15 protein-coding genes are annotated in these 16,290 nt (G+C 63.6%); 6 read left to right on the forward strand and 9 right to left on the reverse strand.

The genetic code is table 11. The annotated features are described in order from the left end of the window. Positions 1-49 precede the first annotated feature (49 nt). Together AC1DYJ_RS09415 and AC1DYJ_RS09420 are read left to right on the forward strand one after the other, a co-directional pair. Complete coding sequence (locus tag AC1DYJ_RS09415; protein WP_477280364.1) at positions 50-940, forward strand: NAD-dependent epimerase/dehydratase family protein; 891 nt, start codon at positions 50-52, stop codon at positions 938-940. A 119-nt stretch (positions 941-1,059) separates the two neighbouring features. Next, positions 1,060-1,836: a FadR/GntR family transcriptional regulator gene (locus tag AC1DYJ_RS09420; RefSeq protein ID WP_477426048.1), complete on the forward strand. Its 777-nt coding sequence runs from the start codon at positions 1,060-1,062 to the stop codon at positions 1,834-1,836. An 8-nt stretch (positions 1,837-1,844) separates the two neighbouring features. On the opposite strand, the gene AC1DYJ_RS09425 is transcribed toward AC1DYJ_RS09420, so the two are convergent. The 5 genes from AC1DYJ_RS09425 to AC1DYJ_RS09445 form a co-directional block, all read right to left on the reverse strand. After that, positions 1,845-2,951: a Gfo/Idh/MocA family protein gene (locus AC1DYJ_RS09425; RefSeq protein ID WP_477280366.1), complete on the reverse strand. Its 1,107-nt coding sequence runs from the start codon at positions 2,949-2,951 to the stop codon at positions 1,845-1,847. Positions 2,952-2,972: 21 nt separating this feature from the next. Continuing rightward, entirely contained in the window at positions 2,973-3,803 is an 831-nt protein-coding gene (locus AC1DYJ_RS09430; protein WP_477280367.1) for an ATP-binding cassette domain-containing protein, read from the reverse strand. Continuing rightward, positions 3,800-4,915, reverse strand: a complete 1,116-nt coding sequence (locus AC1DYJ_RS09435) for an ABC transporter permease (protein WP_477281701.1) — start codon at positions 4,913-4,915, stop codon at positions 3,800-3,802. Before AC1DYJ_RS09435 ends, AC1DYJ_RS09430 begins: the two co-directional genes overlap by 4 nt. A 144-nt stretch (positions 4,916-5,059) precedes the next feature. Continuing rightward, a complete protein-coding gene (locus AC1DYJ_RS09440; RefSeq protein ID WP_477280368.1) occupies positions 5,060-6,028 on the reverse strand; it encodes a rhizopine catabolism ABC transporter substrate-binding protein in 969 nt (322 codons plus the stop codon). A gap of 63 nt (positions 6,029-6,091) precedes the next feature. After that, on the reverse strand, positions 6,092-7,024 hold the full coding sequence (locus tag AC1DYJ_RS09445; RefSeq protein WP_477280369.1) for a ChbG/HpnK family deacetylase: 933 nt from the start codon (positions 7,022-7,024) through the stop codon (positions 6,092-6,094). 328 nt (positions 7,025-7,352) lie between these two features. Here AC1DYJ_RS09445 and AC1DYJ_RS09450 point away from each other — a divergent pair, with 328 nt between their 5' ends. Beyond that, positions 7,353-8,597, forward strand: coding sequence for a DegT/DnrJ/EryC1/StrS family aminotransferase (locus AC1DYJ_RS09450; RefSeq protein WP_477280370.1), 1,245 nt, complete (start codon positions 7,353-7,355; stop codon positions 8,595-8,597). Positions 8,598-8,727: 130 nt separating this feature from the next. On the opposite strand, the gene AC1DYJ_RS09455 is transcribed toward AC1DYJ_RS09450, so the two are convergent. The 4 genes from AC1DYJ_RS09455 to iolE form a co-directional block, all read right to left on the reverse strand. Beyond that, positions 8,728-9,270: a hypothetical protein gene (locus tag AC1DYJ_RS09455; protein ID WP_477280371.1), complete on the reverse strand. Its 543-nt coding sequence runs from the start codon at positions 9,268-9,270 to the stop codon at positions 8,728-8,730. Positions 9,271-9,406: 136 nt separating this feature from the next. After that, a complete protein-coding gene (gene mocR, locus AC1DYJ_RS09460) occupies positions 9,407-10,861 on the reverse strand; it encodes a rhizopine catabolism transcriptional regulator MocR (protein ID WP_477280372.1) in 1,455 nt (484 codons plus the stop codon). 14 nt (positions 10,862-10,875) lie between these two features. Next, on the reverse strand, positions 10,876-11,082 hold the full coding sequence (locus AC1DYJ_RS09465; protein ID WP_454585280.1) for a LacI family DNA-binding transcriptional regulator: 207 nt from the start codon (positions 11,080-11,082) through the stop codon (positions 10,876-10,878). A 214-nt stretch (positions 11,083-11,296) separates the two neighbouring features. Next, positions 11,297-12,208 carry a myo-inosose-2 dehydratase gene (iolE, locus tag AC1DYJ_RS09470; protein WP_477280373.1) on the reverse strand — a complete coding sequence of 304 codons (912 nt, stop codon included), beginning with the start codon at positions 12,206-12,208 and terminating at the stop codon, positions 11,297-11,299. Between the two features lie 266 nt (positions 12,209-12,474). On the opposite strand from iolE, the gene AC1DYJ_RS09475 reads away from it, so the two are divergent. The 3 genes from AC1DYJ_RS09475 (at position 12,475) to AC1DYJ_RS09485 (ending at position 16,262) form a co-directional block, all read left to right on the forward strand. Continuing rightward, entirely contained in the window at positions 12,475-13,647 is a 1,173-nt protein-coding gene (locus AC1DYJ_RS09475) for an MFS transporter (RefSeq protein ID WP_477281703.1), read from the forward strand. 153 nt (positions 13,648-13,800) lie between these two features. Continuing rightward, on the forward strand, positions 13,801-14,829 hold the full coding sequence (gene gntR / locus AC1DYJ_RS09480; protein ID WP_477280374.1) for an HTH-type transcriptional regulator GntR: 1,029 nt from the start codon (positions 13,801-13,803) through the stop codon (positions 14,827-14,829). A gap of 308 nt (positions 14,830-15,137) precedes the next feature. Next, positions 15,138-16,262, forward strand: a complete 1,125-nt coding sequence (locus AC1DYJ_RS09485) for a sugar ABC transporter substrate-binding protein (protein WP_477280375.1) — start codon at positions 15,138-15,140, stop codon at positions 16,260-16,262. Positions 16,263-16,290 lie beyond the last annotated feature (28 nt).

Raw genomic sequence — 16,290 nt, forward strand, 5'->3', positions numbered from 1 at the left:
TGCCATATTGTCTGACAATACACAGAAATCCTAGGCATTGGAGGCGAAAATGACGAAGCGGATCATGTTCACCGGCGGCAGCGGCAAGGCCGGGCGCCATGTCGTGCAATATCTGGTCGAGCAGGGCTGCCAGGTGCTCAACATCGACACCAAGCCGCTCGACAATCCCAAGGTGCGCACGCTGATCACCGACATCACCGACAGCGGCCAGGTGTTCAACGCGCTGACGAGCTATATGGGCCTGCATGAATTCGACCCATCGCTGCGCGCGCAGCCGGTCGATGCCGTGGTGCATTTCGCCGCCATTCCGCGCATCATGATCACGCCCGACAATGAGGTGTTCCGGATCAATGCGATGGGCACCTACAATGTCATCGAAGCCGCTGTGAAGCTCGGCATCAAGAAGGTGGTGATCGCCTCCAGCGAGACGACCTATGGCGTGGTGTTCGCCAACGAACCGCGCGACCCGAAATATTTCCCACTCGACGAAGAATACGACGTCGATCCGATGGACAGCTACGCCCTGTCCAAGGTCGTCAACGAGCACACGGCGCGCGCCTTTGCGCAGCGCAACGGCACCGACATCTATGCCCTGCGCATCGGTAACGTCATCGAGCCGCATGAATATTCGCTGTTTCCGAATTGGTTCGCCGATCCGGGCTTCCGCAAGCGCATCGCCTGGAGCTATGTCGATGCCCGTGACCTCGGCCAGATCACGCTGCGCGCGGTGGAAAAGGACGGTCTCGGCTTCCAGGTCTTCAACGCCGCCAATGACGACACCTCGTCAGACCTGCCGACGGCCGAGCTGTTGAAGCGGTTTTATCCCAATGTGCCGGTCAAGGTGGAGCTCGGCGAATATGAAACGCTGCTCTCCAACCGCAAGGCCAGGGACATGCTTGGCTTCCGCCCCGAGCACAGCTGGCGCAAATACGTCAAATAGGGCTGGCAAAAAGGGCTTTGGGGGCGAGGTTGCAAGCTGATCTGTGCACAGCCGCGGGCTTTGCCGCCAACGCCCTTTCCTTTGCTTGACAGCTTCAAAAATCCGGACTTTGTGGACGCATGAGGGACGGAAAGCCGAATAAGGGAAAGAAGCCCGAAAAGGCAGCGCCCGCCGAGCGCCCGGCGGCGCTTCGTCGGGCTGACGCAACCCGGGTGCCCGGCTCCAGCGTGCATGCCTCGCTGGCGAGCGAAATCGGGCTTCGGATCGTGCGCGGCGATTATCCGCCGGGCACCATCCTGCCCAATGAAGCGAAATGGTCGGAAACCTTCAATGTCAGCCGCTCGGCGGTGCGCGAAGCAATCAAGATGCTGATGGCCAAAAGCCTTCTGGCATCACGCCCCAAGATCGGCAGCTGGGTTGAACCGAGGGAACGCTGGAACCTGCTCGACCGCGATGTGCTGGCCTGGTACGCGACCTCGCCCGATCGCGAAGTGTTCCTGAAAACGGTGCAGGAATTCCGCCACATCATCGAGCCGGAAGCGACGGCCTTCGCCGCCATGCGGCGGACCGAGGAGCAGATGGCCGAGATCAGCCAGGCCTGCCGCGAGATGGGCGAGGCGACGAGCCTGCAGGAGCGCACGCGCGCCGACACACGCTTTCATCTCGCCATATTGCGCGCCTCCGGCAACGATCTCCTGGTGCCGCTCGGCGTGCTGATCGAATCTGCTTTCGACCACCTGTTCACCTTTACGACGCGCGAACTCGACGATCTGCAGCACGCACAGCAGCTGCATGAGGCGATCGAGAAAGCCGTCCGGCTGCAGCGGCCGGACGCGGCCCGCAACGCGGTGCGCAAGCTGCTTGCCAATACGGACGGCGTCATCAAATCCAGGTAGGCTGATACTCAGCCGGCCGGCGCGGTTGCAAGATGCCGCCTGGTCAGCGCGATCAACAAGGCCTGGTCGCGGGCGGCGTGCTCGGGCGGGTTGACCACTTCGTCGCCGTTAACGATCGCGCCCCAGAAGCCGCGCATCTCCTCGACGAAGGCTTCGCCATAGCCGGCGCGCAGATCCTGCTTCGATAGTGTGTGGCCTTCCGACGTCTTCACCGTCAGCCGGGTCGGGTGATGATTGAGCCAGGGCGAGGGGAATTCGAGCTCGAGGCTGGCGTCGTCGAAGAACAGCGTGATGCGTTCCTTGTAGTCGGCAAGCTTCGGCACCGTCAGATGCGTCATGGTCCACAGCGCCTGGCCCTCGAGCAGTTTTACCGCGCCCTGGCCGCCGTCGCCATTGGCGAAGATCTGCGCGCCGACGACGTCGCCATCCGGCACGCCGAGTGCGTCGAGCAGGCCGTGCACGGCATTCACATCGTGAATCAAGGCGGAGCTGTAAGCGCCGGTAAATCCACGGAAAGCAAGCTCGGTCAGAGGCTGACCGATGGCGCGCTCGACCTGGTGTTTTTGCTTGCCTTGCGCGGCGGCGATCAGCTCCTTGGGAATGTCGTTGCCTCTGACATAGCGCTGGTGGGCGATGAACGGCCAGGCATCGGGATCGTTGACCTCGACCGAGACGCCGCGCAGCGTCTTCGCCGTGCCGGGCAGCGAGTCCAGCGCCAGCCGGTAGCTCGGATCGAAACGCTTCATGTAGCCGACCTGCATGACCTTGCCGGCCTTGTCGCGCGCGGCGACGATATCGGCGATTTCCGCCGGGGAATAGCAGAGCGGCTTTTCGCAGAAGACATGCAGGCCTCGCTCCAGAGCCGCCAGCACCTGCTCGTGATGCAGCGGATCGGGCGAGCCGATGACGACGGCGTCGAGTTTCTGGTCGAACAGCTGCTCCGGCGTCTCGAAATTGGCGATGCCGTGAATCGCGCTGACATATTCGCGCGAGATTTTCGAGGGGTCGGCGACGCCGACCAGCTCGAACAAATCGCCGAGCTGCAGAAGGTTCGGAACATGCTCGACCTGCGAAATCATGCCGGCGCCGATGACGCCGACCCGTATCCTGCTCATGCTGCTACTCTCTGCAAATGTTCACGGCGCTGCCGATGGCCTATTGCCGATCTGGGCGAGGAGGCCAGCGATCTCCGCCTCGACTGCCTTAAGGTCTTCACCACCCGACATGATCGAGATCACCTCGTCGCGCGAGATCTCCGACTTGGCGTAGGTGCCACGGTTGCGGCCACGGTTAAGCAAGGTGAAAGTGTCGCCGACCGGATAGGCGTGGTGGATGTTGTGGCTGATGAAGATCACCGCCAGGCCGCGCATGCGCGCCTCGATGATGAATTTCAGCACCATCGCCGCCTGATGCACGCCGAGCGCCGAAGTCGGCTCGTCGAGGATCAGCACCTTGGCGCCGAAATGCACGGCGCGCGCAATCGCCACCGACTGGCGCTCGCCGCCCGACAGCGTGCCGACGGCTTGCGTCGGGTCGCGCACGTCGATGCCGATATCGGCCATCGCCTGGCGGGCTATTGTGTTGGCGCGTTCCTTGTCGAAGCGCGAGAAGGGCAAGCGGCTTCTGGTCGGCTCGCGGCCGAGGAAGAAATTGCGGGTGATCGACATCAGCGAAATCATGCCGAGGTCCTGGAAGACCGTGGCGACGCCGAGATCCTGCGCGTCGCGCGGGCTGCGGAAGGCGACCTGCCTGCCGTCGACGAAAATCTCGCCCTTGCTCGGCCGATGCACGCCCGACAGAACCTTGATCAGCGTCGACTTGCCGGCGCCATTGTCGCCGAGCAGACAGTGCACCTCGCCGGGATAGACCTTGATGTCGATGTCCTGCAGCGCGCGCACGGAACCGAAATTGACCGAGACGCCGCGCAGTTCCATGGCCGGCTGGATGGTCGGGGTTGGATTGCTCATTTGCCGCCTCCACGTCCGAGCGCCTTGAGGCGGATGTAGTTGTTGACCAGCACCGCCATCAGGATGACGATGCCGAGGAAGACCTTGAACCAGTCGGTGTCGATGCCGGTGTAGAAGATGCCCATCTGCACCAAGCCGAAGATCAGCGCGCCGAACAGCACGCCATAGACAGTGCCGTAGCCGCCGGTGAGCAGAACGCCGCCGATGACGGCGGCGATGATCGCCTCGAATTCCTTGAGCAGGCCGCGCGTGGTATCGGCGGAGCCGGCCTCCATAACCTGGATGGTGGCCAGCAGGGTCGCGGCGCAAGCGGTGTAGATGAACAGCGCGATCTTCACCCGGTCGACCGGCACGCCGACATTGCGAGCGGCATTGAGGTCGCCGCCGGTGGCAAAAATCCAGTTGCCGTATTTGGTCTGCGTCAGGACATAACCGGCCAGCGCTGTCAGGCCGAGCCACCAGACGATCGACATTGGAATGCCGACGACGAAGGGAATGCCGTCGGTGCGGGTGGCGATCCAGCCTTGCGTGCCCATCCAGTGGAAGAAGCCGGTGAGCAGATGGCCATTGAACAGGCCGGCGGTTGCCGGATCCGGCGCACCGTCGAGGATGTAGGGGATCTGCGTGCGGCCGGTGACGGCGCGGGTGATGCCGATCGACAGGCCGCGCAGGATGTAGAGCGAGGCGAGTGTCACGATGAAGGAGGGCAGGCGGGTTTTTACCACGATCAGGCCGTTGACATAGCCGGTGAGGATGGCGACCGCGAAGGCGCAGGCGATGCCGCCCCACAGCGGCAGGCCCCAATATTTCACCGTCAGGCCGATGACGACGCCGGCGAAACCGACCATCGATCCCACCGAGAGATCGAACTCGCCGGCAATGATGAGAAGGGCTGCGGCGGTGGCGATGATGCCGAGTTCGGCCGCCAGCGTCAGGAAGGTCATCGACCCCTGCAGCGAATAGAGGTTTGACGCACCCGGCAGCAGCGCGAAGATGATGATGGTGGCGATCAGGCCGCCGGCGGCACCCGCTTCGGGCCGGCGCAGCCATTGCGTCAGCCGGCCGGTGCTGGCCAGCCGTTCGTCAGTGCCGGCGGCCCGCTTCGACGTCATGCCGAAGCGGTCCTTGACCGGCCCTTCTGAAGGTATCGCCTTGTCTTCCACGGCTGCCATTAGGCTCCCCAATCGCTCACTTCGCAATGTCGACCAGAGACCGGGGAGCGCATGATAGCTCCCCGATCTACTTGGTTTGTTGCCTTAGCGGATGCCGTCCTTGGCGAGCGCGAGGATCGCCTTGGCCTTGTCGGGTGAGTCGATGAACAGCGGGCCGGTATAGGCGTTGTTCTGCGGCCAGAAACCGTGCGTGGCGTGCTCGACCAGATAGATCACCGGCAGGTAACCCATCAGATATTGCTGGGCGTCCATGCCGAAGCCCATTTCGCCGGCGACGACTGAATCCAGCACTTCCGGGCTGATGTCGAAGGTGTAGAGCTTGATCTTACCGAACAGTTCCTTCTGGCGAAAGAACGGGATCAGCGGATTGGCGGCGGTGGCGCCAAGCGCGAACACGGCCTGGGTGTCGGGATGCGCCGACAGATAGGCTTCGGTGCGGCGCTGGATGTCGGCCGGATCGGGCGACACGGTCAGGACTTCTGTGCCGCCGCCGGAAGGCTTCAGCCCGTCATTCAAACCCTGGCAGCGCTGGTCGAGACTGACATTGCCGACCTCGTGGTTGATGCACACGACCTTGAGCGTGCCATCCTTGGCCAGCCGCTCGCCGGCCTTCTTGCCGGAATCATATTCGGAGACGGTGCCGACATACAGGGTCGTGCCGAGCTCTGCGCCTTCCTTCTCACCGGAATCCAGCACCACCATCGGAATGTTGGCGGCAAGACCCGCCTTGACCGATTTGCCGAGCGCATTGGCGTCGGCGATGGAGACGGCAATGCCGTCTGGATTGGTGGCGATGGCCGCGTCGAGCAGGCGGGCCTGCTCGACCACATCGAAGACTTGCGGCGCATAATACTCGACCTTGGCGCCGGTGAGTGCCGCCGCGTCGTCGACGCCCCGCTTGACCACCGACCAGTAGGGGTCTGATGCAGAACCATGCACCACGAAGGTGATACGGACATCCTTCGGGTCCTTGAGGCCAGCGGCATGCGCGACGCCCGCCAGCATACTCATCGAGACAAGCGCGCCGAGCGCCAGTTTCAGAACAGTCTTCATGTCATTCTCCCATTGTCGTTGCAGTTCCAATTCCCTCTTTGCACCTTAGGCCGACGGATCGGCTTACAGCGCTGACCGGGTGGCCGCTTTGCGGGCCTTTGCCGGTATCGATGTTCCAAGCCTTGCACGCAGATCCTCGCGCAACGGCTTCATGCCGATGATGTCGACGTCCTGCGCGCCGAGCCAGTCGCGAAAACCCTGGTCGCGAAACAGCTCATATTCCTCGGTGCGGATATAGGCGGAGCGCGGTTCGATCAGTTCGAGTTCGCCCGGCGCGTTGAAATGCAGGCAGAAGAAGGTCAGCCCTTCGCGCACGCCTTCGACCAGCGCCTTGTAGGCCGGCTCGATCGGCTTCGAACGCGGACGGCCCCATGTCGTCTGGATGGCGGCGTCGAAGATGACAAAGCCCTTGGCGCGGGCCTCAGTGACGCCGCGCTGGAAACCCTCCTCGGTGACGCCGACCAGATTGTCGTTGGGCGAATAGGCCGACAGTGTCTTGGTCAGCAGAACCGGCAGGCGATATTCCAGCCCGAGCTTGATGTAGATGTCGCAAAACTCGGGCGACAGGGCAGCGCCCATATGCGCGTCGAGATGGGTGACGTCGATGCCGGCGCGGTAGGCAGTGTCGATCTGGGCGCGGAGCTCGGTCTCGACCGCTTGCGGTGCTGCCTTGCGGCGGGTGGTTGCGACATCGGGCCAGAAATAGCCGAACTCGTCGGTCAGCCCGGCCGCGCGTGACGGCGACGTCAACGGCCGCCATTTGTAGTGCTGCTTTTCGCTGTTGAGCGTCAGGTGGACGCCGAGATCAAGCGCAGGGTCCGCGGCCGCCGCTTCGGCCATCTCGGGGAACCACGGGCAAGGCACCATCACCGCGCCGGAGCTGCAGGCGCCGAGCCCGGTCAGTTCGAGGAAGGCGCTGTTGGCGCCATGGCACATGCCGACATCGTCCTCATGCAGGACGAGCTGCCGCCTTTGGGCACTCACCGGGGCATTCATGGACGGCCACCGTCTTGCCGGCACGCCGGTCGAGAGGGTCTTCCAAAGTGTGTCCCGTGCAGCATGGAACCGACCGTTTGCCCAACTGGACGCGATGGAACGCCCAAAGCCGGTCTTCCGACAGGGCCACTTCAGCAAATTCGGATGGGTACGATTTTCCGTGGACCTGCCTTCTGGAATGCCGATTTCATTCGCTGTGCCCACATTCGGCGTCAAACCCGTCCGCGCGCAGCCGGGATGGCTTGGTCCGATCGTGGTGGAGTGGTTCTTTCAAACGGCACCGGCAAGCGTAGACCTTTCACACCATCAAGCGATGTGGAGAGCTGTCATGTACACTGCCGGCGAAGAAGAGATCGAAGCCATTGCCAGGGTGATCCGCTCCGGCGCGCTGTTTCGCTATGGCGACAACAGCGAATGCAACCGCTTCGAGGCCCGCTATGCCAGGCATCTCGGCGTCGAGCATTTCGCGCTGGCCGCCAGCGGCACCTATGGGCTCGCCGCCGGCCTGATCGGACTCGGCATCGGGCCTGGCGACGAAGTGCTGGTGCCGGCGCATACCTATATGGCGACGGCCACCGCAGTGCTGTCGGTCGGCGCCATTCCGGTCATCGTCGACATCGACGAGAGCCTGACCATCGATCCGGCAGCGCTGCGCGATGCCATCGGCCCGCGCACTAGGGCGGTCATTCCGGTGCACATGTGGGGTGCCGCCTGCAACATGAACGCGATCATGGACATCGCCAAGAAGCGCAACCTGCTGGTGCTGGAAGATGTCTGCCAGGGCATTGGCGGGGGCTATGAGGGCAAGAAGCTCGGCTCGATCGGCCATGCCGGCGCCTATTCCTTCAACTACTTCAAGAACATGACCTCGGGTGAGGGCGGCGGCATCGCCACCAGTGACCCGAAGGTGGCGGAGCGGGCGCGCTGCGCCATCGATCCCTGCCATTTCTACTGGCAAGGCCGCAGCGACAGCATCAAGCCGTTCGCCGGCATCGGGGCGCGCGCCTCGGAACTGATGGGCGCCATGCTCAATGTCCAGCTCGACCGGCTCGACGGCATCATCGAGGCGATGCGGGCAGAGAAGAAGAAGGTGCTGGCCGGCACCCGCCATCTCGGCAATCTCGGCCTGACGCCGTCGCCGATGAACAGCCCCGACGACGATTGCGCGGCGCAGGTGATGTATCTCCTGCCCAGCGAACAGGCGGCGCAGACTTTTTCGAAGACGATTCCCAGCGTCATCGCCGGCAAGACCGGCCGCCACAATTTTACCCAGTGGGATCAGGTGCTGATGCATGAGGGCGCGCACCATCCGGCGCTCAATCCCTACACGCTGCCTCAGAACAAAGGGCTGCGGCTCACCTATGCCGACGATCTCGGCAAGGGGTCGCTCGACATCCTCAACCGCACGGTGATGGTGGCGATGAACCCGGCGCATGGCGATGCCGAGATCGACGACATGATCCACAACATCGATGCGGCGGCGCGGGTGGCGCTGGAGAACGCCTCGCTGGACGATGTCGACGTGCGCAAGGCAGCGCCGGTCGATCTGCAGAAATTCGACAGCGTAAACTAGGACGCGGACTCATGAAGGCGCGGCCATAGCCATGATCGACGCGAGTTGAACGAAGGCAAGATAGTTGGCGGCGAGCCTGTCGTAGCGCGTCGTTTGAATTCCCTCACGGCTCGAAGCGGTCGCCTGAATCTCAGTTCTTGTTGATTTGGGCGGCGTCGATCAATTTGCGGCGACGGTTCATGTTATCAATGACGTCCGCCGGCAGCAGCCCTTTTTCTGCCATTGGTTCAGCTTTGTAAACGTTTGTTACATCCGGGAAGTTTATGTCAAAGATGAATTTTGGCCCGCAACGCTCGCCGGCGACCATTTCGGCTGGCTGATCGACCGGTGCCGTCGCGAGGCCGACAATGACCTCCTTGCCGACGAGGTCGGAAAATTCCAGGTCGAACATCGCGGGAATGAAAACTAGCGAAAACGGCGAAAACCCAACCGTCCAGGACGCGCGATGCTGGCCCTTGATCGTCGTTATCGTATGGAATTTGAGCAGCTTGCCGTCGCCCACCGTTTGGACGGCGTCAAAGGTCGCCCGAACAATAACGACGGCTTCATCCACCGACTTAGTCGTCAACGGACGAAAAGAAGTGTCCGGGACGCATATGTCCGCCCTCTCGGCTGCCGCCATCCCCACGGTTAAGCCGTAGATCAGGATTGTGAGCGAAACGACACTGCGCATTCTGCCGGTTCCCTTTATCGCAGTCCAATGGCCGCCGAGTCGAACAATGGCATGAAACCCTACCCCAACAGTATAGCACGCCTGATCCAGACCGAGCGGCCCCTGACGATTTTGACGGGCAGGATGGTTTCAAGGCCTAGCTGCGGTCCAGCCGCATGAACGCGGCGCGCAGTGCCAGCACCGCGCGCAGGATCTGGCGCTCGTCCATGGCGGCATAGCCGAGCAGCAGGCCGTGTTCCGGCTCGCCGGAGTGGTAGTTGATCGAGATGCCCTGCACGTCGAGCCCCTCCTTGACGGCGGCGGCGACGACGTCGCTGTCCTTGTAGGGCCTGGTGAAACTGGCCAGCAGCTGCATGCCGGAATCGTTCTCGGTTACCGCCAGCCATTCGGCCAGATGCTCCTGGCACAGTTTGACGAAATTGGCCTGCCGGCGTGCGTAGAGCCGGCGCATGCGCTTCAGATGCGTGGCGAAATAGCCCTGGGTGATGAAGTCGTTGACCGTCGCCTGCAGGATCAGCGGCGCGAACTGACCGGTGATCGAAACGGCGCGGTCGAAAGGCACCGACAATTCGCGCGGCACGATGAGATAGCCGATGCGCAGCGCGGGGATCAGCGTCTTGCCGAAGGAGCCGATATAGACGACGCGGTCGGCATGATCGAGGCCGCGCAGCGCCGGCACCGGACGGCCGCGGTAGCGGTACTCGCCGTCATAATCGTCCTCGACGATCCAGGCGCCGTGACGCTCCGCGATGTCGAGCAGCTGCAGCCGTTCCTCGATGCGCATGATGGTGCCGAACGGCCATTGGCAGGACGGCGTCACATAGATCAGACGCGGCGACGGCAGCTCGGGGTCGGACAGATGCCAGCCGTGCCGGTCGACCTTCAACGGCGCAAGCCGGGCGCCGCTGGCGAGGAAGGCGCTCTTGGCGCCGAGATAGCCGGGCTCCTCCATCCAGACATGGTCGCCTTCGTCCATCAGCACGCGCGAGGCGAGGTCGAGTGCCGCCTGCGCGCCGGTGACGATGATGACCTGGTCGGCGGTGCAGTTGATGCCTCGCGACAGGCTGATGGTCGAGGCGATGGCCTGGCGCAGGCCGGGATGGCCGGCAAAGGAGAGATAGCCGAGCAGGTTCTCGTCTCGGCTGCGGGCATTGCGCACCAAAAGGCTCGACCAGATGGTGAAGGGGAAGGACGCGGTTTCCGGCACGCCGGGATGGAAGTTGATGACGCCGGCATTGCGCGGCGGCTGCGGGCCGTTGACTATGGTCTGGCCGCGCCGCGACAGCTTTTGCGGAGCGGCGAGACCGGCGCGCAGCGAGGCCGGCGGGCGCTTCTGCTGGATCGGCGCCACCCAGGTGCCAGATCCGGCGCGCGCCTCGATAAACCCTTCGGCAAGCAGCTGGTCGTAAGCGGCAATCACCGTGTTGCGGCCGACTTTCAAATCCTCGGCCAGCGAGCGGGTCGAGGGCAAAAGCGTGTTCTGCTGGATCTGGCCGTCGAGGATGAAACGCCGCAAGGCGCCGTAAATCTGCCGGTGCATCGGTTCGTCCGAGGCGCGGTCGACCGACATGATGTCGAGGGAAAGGCGCATGTGGTCGCCCAAACCTAGTCTCCCACGAACCGGGCCGCGCGGGCGATCTTTTCCTCGTTGAGAAGGCAGACGGTCTCAAGCACCAGCCGCCTGGTTTCGGCACGAACCTCGCGGCTGTTCTTCAGCGCGCGATGCACGGTTGCCGCACCAAGCTCCGCCTTTTGCGCGATCTCACGGATGGTGCAAAGCCGTTCCATGCCGAGTGCCGCCTCGAATGCCATGTCTCTCCTCCACCTCCCATCAAGGCACGGCTTGCCGCCAGCCTCAAGCTGGAAACTCCGGGGTCGAAAATCCGACCTCACCAGGCCGGGGCCGGGAATTCTGCGATCCGCGCCGCCAGGGGAGGACGGCGGCGCGGATCGCCGGGCGCTTTCGCGTCGCTACCCCTACCGAGGCGCGCGCCCAACCGGCCAACCACCAGCCCCCCGGCGGTGGTCAGGCCAAGTCTCGTGTCGCTACATCGAAGCCGGCCGCGCAGGCCGTCTTGAGAAGCGAAGCGTAACCCTTCGTGGCGTAGGTAAACGGATGCGCCTTGGCCGGATCCTGTTCAGCCTCGACGACGATCCAGCCTTCGTAGCCGTGTCTGGCGAGTGGCTGCAGCAGCGACAGGAAATCGACGGAGCCGTCGCCGGGCACGGTGAAAATCCCTTCCATCACCGCCGCCATGAAACTCATGTCCTGGCGCCGTGCCTTTTCCAGCACGGCCGCGCGGACATCCTTGCAATGAAAATGCACGATGCGGTCGAGATGCCGGTTCAGGAGAGAGGCCGGGTCGCCGCCCGAAAACAGGCAATGGCCGGTGTCGAACAGCAGGCCGACGCTGTTGCCGGTCGCGGCCATCAGCCTGTCGACCTCGTCGTCGGTCTCGACGATGGTGCCCATGTGATGATGGAAAGCCATGCCGACGCCGAAGGCAGCCATGCGGTCGGCAAGCTCGGTCAGCTTCTTGCCATAGGCGACCCATTCGCCGTCGGCTAGCCGCGGCCGCTGCGAGATCGGCGCAAAAATGCCGTCATGACGACCGCGCGAGGTGTCGGCATAGACCACGACCTTGGCGCCGAGGTCGCGCAGCAGGGTCAGATGCGGGGTGATGGTGGCGAATTCCTCGTCGACCATGCGGTCGAGAATGCGGCCGTCATACCAGCCGGAGACGAGCTCCAGTCCGTAGGAGGACAGGATCGGTCCAAGCTCGTCGCTTCGCCTGGGGAATTTGCCGCCGAGCTCGGTGCCGCGATAGCCGGCCTGCCTGGTTTCCGACAGGCAGGTCTCGAGCGGCGTGTCGCCGCCGAGTTCGGGAACATCGTCATTGCTCCAGGTAATGGGATTGATGCCGATCTTGACCGTCATGCCGCTGCTTTGCAGGCTTGGAGGAACACAATGCCGAAGCTGGCAAACTGGAGGGAAAGAGGACCTGTCACTAGGTCCAGTTGGTGCGAGTTTGGCAGAACCAATCGCTGGAGCCACGGATCGGGGCGCTGTGGCGCTGCCCGTCGCCGCGAATGCGCCGATAGTGGCGCTGGTCGACTTCCCGGAAACCGCGGACAGGAAACACCTTGACCCCCATCGTCGCCAATCGGGCGAGCAACCCTGGCATCGACAGCTCCTATGCCTGGATGCGTCTTGCCATCTCGATGCTGCTGGCGACGATCGGCGCCGTCGGCATGTGGGCTGTCGTGGTGGTGCTGCCGGCGGTGCAGGCCGAGTTCGGCGTTGACCGCGCGGCGGCATCGATGCCCTACACCGCAACCATGGTGGGCTTTGCTGCCGGCAATGTGCTGGTCGGCCGCGCCATCGACCGCATGGGCTATTGGATCCCGGCGCTGATCTCCTCGGTCGCGCTCGCCGCCGGCCTGCTGCTCGCGGCCGCGTCGACGTCGATCCTGCAATTCACCCTTGCCCAGGGGGTGCTGATCGGGCTTGGCTCATCGGTGATCTTCGGGCCGCTGATCGCCGATATCTCGCACTGGTTCAACCGTCGGCGCGGCGTTGCCGTCACGGCGGCGGCTGCGGGCAATTATCTCGCCGGAGCGCTGTGGCCAACCATCATGCCGACGCTGATCAAGGCGGAAGGCTGGCGCTTCACCTATGCCGCCATCGGCATCTTCTGTCTGGTCACCATGATACCGTTGGTGCTGTTGCTGCGGCGCCGGGCTCCGGACGCGGCAGCGGCCGGCTCGCCGGGAAGCCGGCCTGTGCAGCCGATTTCAATCTCGCCGGGGGCATTGCAAATGCTGCTGGTCGTCGCCGGTCTCGGCTGCTGCGTGGCAATGTCGATGCCGCAGGTGCACATCGTCGCCTATTGCATGGACCTTGGCTACGGCATCGCGCACGGTGCCGACATGCTGTCGATCATGATGGCGGCGGGCGTCGTCAGCCGGCTCGCCTCCGGCTTTATCGCCGACCGCATCGGTGGCGTGAAGACGCTGTTGATCGGTTCCGTGCTGCAATGCCTGTCGCTGCTGTTCTACATCCCGTTCGACGGGCTCGCCTCGCTCTATGTCGTGTCGCTGGTGTTCGGCCTGTCGCAAGGCGGCATCGTGCCTTGCTACGCCATCATCGTGCGCGAATACCTGCCGGCCAAGGAGGCCGGCCAGCGCATCGGCATCGTCATGATGGCGACCATTTTCGGCATGGCGATCGGCGGCTGGATGTCAGGCTGGATCTACGACCTGACCGGTTCCTACGCGGCCGCGTTCCTCAATGGCATCGCGTGGAACCTGGTCAACGTGGCGGCGATCCTTCTACTGATGTGGCGGGCCGGGCGTCCGGCCATGGTTACGGCCTGAGGCTTCAGCCGGCGAGGCTGCAACCCGCCGTCGGCTTGACAATCGCCAGGTGCTGCGCGACGCCAAGCTGGCATGGCGTAGTGAGGGAAGCCGGACAGGGATGCCAATAGAGACGACGATGCCGCAACTGCGCGCGACGCAAAGGGCAGGGCTGTGACCAAGCCGCGCTCGCGCCGTGGTGGCGGCCGCCCGACCATTGCCGATGTCGCGCGCAAGGCCGGTGTCGGCGCCATCACCGTGTCGCGGGCGCTGCGCGAACCCGACCGTGTCAGCCAGGATTTGCGCCGCCAGATCCAGGCCGCCGTCGACGAGCTCGGCTATGTGCCGGACCCCAATGCGCGGGCGCTGGCCTCGGCGCGTGCCGATGTGTTCGGCGTGCTGGTGCCGTCGCTCACCAACAACGTCTTCGCCGAAGTGGTGCGCGGCATCTATGACAGCCTGTCGGACGGCCCGTTCCGTGTCCAGCTCGGCAACACCCATTATTCCGGCCTCGAGGAGGAGCGCCTGCTGCAGGTCTTTGCACCGCAGCGCCCGGCAGCGCTGATCGTAGCCGGCATCGACCAGACGCCGACCTCGCGAAAACTGCTGGAGAGCGCGGGCTGCCCGGTGGTGCAGGTGATGGAGACCGGACCCGACCCGGTCGACATGCTGGTCGGCTTCTCGCATTTCGACGGCGGCAGGACAGCGACCGAGCACCTGATCAAGGCGGGCTACCGACGGATCGGCTTCATCGGTGCACGCATGGATCCGCGCTCGCAGCGGCGCCTGGCCGGCTATCGCGCGGCAATGGAGAAGGCCGGCCTGTTCGACCCGCGGCTGATCACCACCACGCCGCTGTTGTCCAGCGTGACGCTCGGCCGCGAGCTGCTTCGCGATGCACTGGCCAAGGTGCCGGCACTCGACGGCGTCTTCTGCAACAATGACGATATCGCGCTCGGCGTTCTGTTCGAATGCCATAGTGCGGCACTCGACGTGCCGAAGACCATCGGCATTGTCGGCTTCAACGACCTCGAGATGATGCAGGCGGCGTTCCCGCCACTCACCAGCATCCGCACGCCTCGCTATGAAATCGGCCGTCGGGCCGTTGCCATGGCGCTGGCGGCGATCGCCGGGCAAAGGCCTGAGCAGCGGGTCGTCGATCTCGGTTTCGAGCTCAAACCCCGCGAGAGCACGGCACGCTGAACACGCTTTGGCGACCTCAGCAAATGGTGCTTTACACAACGTCATGGTAGCGCTACCATTTTTGACTGACAGGCGTTGTGATTGAGGAGCTGCGCCTGTTTATTATACATAAGCAACAGCTCATGCTTGTTTATTATGTATAATATGCTAGGTTGAGTGTCTCGCCCATGAAGCGGCGAGGGGGAGGGGATCGGGCCGGCTTCGGGCCCTTGAGACGTGCCGCCGGCAAGGCTGGAGGGCCTTCGCCAGGCGTGGAAAATCACCACGACAAACAGCATCAAGCAGCACTGCAAACGGGAGGAATATCGATGATCAAGTCATTCGTTGGCGGCATCGTTGCCGCCACTGCATTCGTCATGTTGAGTTCGTCGGCGATGGCCGGCCCTGAAGTCGTCAAGGGACCAGCGGCCGAGCCCGACTGCTTCGCGCCGTGGGCGGCCGATACGCAGTTCTTCAAGTTCCCCAAGAAGGAAGGCCCATACCGCATCGCGCTCGCCAACGGCTATATCGCCAACACCTGGCGCATCCAGATGATCCAGACGGCCAAGGCCTACGCCGCGCAGAAGGACGTCGCGGCAAAGTTGAAGGAATTCAAAGTCGTATCGACCGGTGAAGATGTCCCGGCGCAGATTTCGGCGATCAACAACTTCATCGATTCCGGCTACGACGCCATCGTCGTCAATGCGCAGAACCCGACCGCCTTCGGGCCGGTCATCAAGCGCGCCAAGGAAGCTGGCGTCATCCTCGTCGCCTTCGACAACATCCTCGACACCAAGGACGCCATCAACGTCAATGTCGACCAGAAGGGTCTGGGCGCGCTGTGGGGCAAATGGCTGGTCGACCATATACCGGATGGCGGCAAGATCCTTGAAGTGCGCGGCGTTGCCGGCACGTCGGTCGATACCGACCGCCACAACGGCATCCACGAGGTCTTCGACGCCTCGGGCAAGAAATGGGACGTCACCGAAGTCGCCGGCAAGTGGGATGATCCGACAGCGCAGAAAGTCACGGCTGACGCGATCGCCACCAACGGCCCGTTCGTCGGCATCACCGGCCAGGGCGGCGACACCGGCATCGTGCAGGCGATGATCGACGCCAAGCATCCCTGGGTGCCGTTCGGCGGCGAGACGGAGAACGGCTTCCGCAAATTCTGCGCGGCGCACGCCGCGGACGGCCTGAAATGCTCGTCCGCCGGCACCGGCCCCGCGCAGGTGGCGGTTGCCATCAAGACGGCGATCTCGGCACTCGAGGGCAATGTCGTGCCGCAATCGGTGAAGCTGCCGCTGGCGATCGTCGAGGATCCGAACTTCAAGGAAGGCCAGGACTACTTCGCCAAGGAATCCGACAATTTCTTCGTCGGCAACTCCTTCCCGACCTGCGGCATCAATTTCACCGCGCAGGAAATCATGGGCCAGACCAAGGCGGACCAATAGGCTGCACATTCGGCGCCGCGGGATGCTT

This window comes from Mesorhizobium sp. P2_B11, from assembly GCF_056404855.1.